This is a genomic window from Embleya sp. NPDC050154, from assembly GCF_044460165.1.
GTDB lineage: Bacteria > Actinomycetota > Actinomycetes > Streptomycetales > Streptomycetaceae > Embleya.
In genome coordinates this window covers 1-2,075 of record NZ_JBITJP010000075.1, presented here as the reverse complement: position 1 = coordinate 2,075, position 2,075 = coordinate 1, and the positions used below count along the sequence as shown (strand labels likewise).

2 protein-coding genes and 1 pseudogene are annotated in these 2,075 nt (G+C 65.9%); 1 reads left to right on the top strand and 2 read right to left on the bottom strand.

Going from position 1 to position 2,075, the window contains the following annotated elements; all coding sequences use genetic code 11:
• The first annotated feature begins 203 nt into the window (after positions 1-203).
• Positions 204-1,067 carry a recombinase family protein gene (locus ACIBSV_RS50630; protein ID WP_395874791.1) on the top strand — a complete coding sequence of 288 codons (864 nt, stop codon included), beginning with the start codon at positions 204-206 and terminating at the stop codon, positions 1,065-1,067.
• A gap of 33 nt (positions 1,068-1,100) precedes the next feature.
• Here the strand turns inward: ACIBSV_RS50630 and ACIBSV_RS50625 are convergent, their stop codons facing one another.
• Both ACIBSV_RS50625 and ACIBSV_RS50620 read right to left on the bottom strand, forming a co-directional pair.
• Entirely contained in the window at positions 1,101-1,604 is a 504-nt protein-coding gene (locus ACIBSV_RS50625) for an SUKH-4 family immunity protein (RefSeq protein ID WP_395874789.1), read from the bottom strand.
• Between the two features lie 170 nt (positions 1,605-1,774).
• Positions 1,775-1,969, bottom strand: a pseudogene (locus ACIBSV_RS50620) (transposase); the annotation flags it as partial.
• Positions 1,970-2,075 lie beyond the last annotated feature (106 nt).

Below are 2,075 nucleotides of genomic sequence, written 5' to 3'. Positions count from 1 at the left end.
CCCGGGCGAAACCATGGATATGGGGCAGACCCGCCCCACCGACCCGCACATTACGGCGCCGCTTCGTGTACACCCTTTGAGGAATGCAGCACTAGCTTGTCGAAGGCGTCCCGAAAGGCATCCCGAAACCGGCGGGCGCAACCAGGAAGCGGGACGGGTATTCGGGACGAGCCGCTCCGGGCGGCCAGGCCGGAGGGGAACGCGTGAACGACGAACCGGACGAGATCGCCCGCGCCGAGCTGATCGAGCGCCAGCCGTGCCCGCGATGCGGGGCGCCGCCCGGGTCGGTGTGCCGGGCCAACACCGGCGTCGTCGCCGTCGATTACCACACCGGCCGCTACGGCAAGATCCCCGCACTCAAGTCCGGACCCGCGATCCGCATCCCCACCGCGCGCGGACCCGGCCGCACCTGGCAGCCCGGCCCCGAACCCGACCTCGACCCCGCACTTCTCACGCGGACCGGCGACCGCGTCGGCTACGCCCGCGTCTCCGGCAAAGGCCAGGACCTCGCCGGGCAGGTCCGCCTCCTGAAGAAGGCCGGCTGCGTGCGCATCCACGTCGAGAAGATCGGCACCCGGGAGAAGATCCGCCCCGAGTACAACGCCGCCCTCGCCGACCTGCGCCCGGCCGACACCCTCACCGTCACCATGCTCGACCGCCTCGGCTGCAACATGATCGAACTCATCACCTCCGCACAGGACCTCGCCGAACGCGACCACCGCCTGGAAATCCTCAGCGGCGCGCTGTCCGGCGTCCACGACCCCCAGGGCGCCGGCAAGATCCTCTTCGTCGTGTTCGCCGCGATGGCCGAAGTCGAGCGGGAATTCATCCACGAACGCACCCTGATCGGCCTGGACACCGCCGCCGCGAACGGCAGCCACGGTGGCCGGCCCGCGGCAGTCGACGGCGACATGCTCGCCGTCGCCCTCCGCCGCCGCGACGCCGACGAATCCGTCACCTCGATCGCCAGGCGCCTCGGCATCGGCCGCTCCACCCTCTACCGCACCCTCGCCGCGTACAACGAAGCCCTCGCCACCACCGACACGATCCGTGTCGCCGACCGATGACATCGTCATGTCGCCCGCCACTACTCGCACAAGTCAACCGACCAGGTTCTCGAAAACTCTTTCCCAGAGAGCAGAAGCGCCCAGCGATCTTGGATCAATCTGTTCTATGAGTGCCGTGACGTCCAAGTCGGGCGGGTTGGCGGTCCAGTGCGCGGCCTCAGAGACCCCGACGAGAATGGAAACGAATACATGGAGGCTACTTGCCACCTCGACAGGATCCTCTTCGAGCTCGCGAGTCAGCATGAGCACCGCGCCATCATTTCCGTTCAGACATAGAAAACCGTCAAGGATAAGACCCAATAGCAAGACGTTCTTCGACCGGGCCCAGGCAGGAAGTTGCATTCCGCCCAGAAATTCACCAAGGGGCATTAAGCCGTACAGGTTGGTCACGGCGGCATCGCCGACGCTTGTCGGTACGCCGATATTTTGCAGAGTAAACCTGGTTTGGTTGTCCACCACCTGTTCAGGGATCTCATCCGGATCCAGAACCGGCGCCAGGGCCGGGCTGAAGATTCGTACCATTTCTGCGCGATCCATAGCCTCGATCGTTCATGAGTCCTCGTCGGTTCGCTGACGGGGACTCTGTGCTTGTGAGGTGGGTCTTTTTGATGCTTGGGCATGCCGGTGGCCCGATTGTCGCGTCGGGTGGGCGCCGGGTTCCACGTCTCCGGGCTTTGTCTCGTTCGTCGGGGCGAGCGGGTCGGGTTTCATGTGGGTGCGGCGAGCTGGTCGAGCCGGGCGATCCCTTCGAGGATGTGCCCGGTCCAGGGCCATCGGTCGGGCAGACGGACGACGAGTCTTCGGCCGGTGCGGACCAGGCGGGCGGCGGCGCCGAAGAGGCGGAAGCGGAGCTTCTTGATCTCCCACCGTTTCGCGTCGCCGGTCAGGGCGAGCATCTGCGTCCAGGTGACTAAGAAGTCGTTTCATTTGGGGTGTTCGCTATTCTGGCGGGTGTGACGACGCTTGTGGAGCGGCTGGTGCCGGACGAGTTGTGGGAGTTGTTCGAGC

Coding starts and splice junctions, on each gene's coding strand:
- ACIBSV_RS50625 (WP_395874789.1), bottom strand. CDS start 1,604: ATGGATCGCGCAGAAATGGTACGAATCTTCAGCCCGGCCCTGGCGCCG.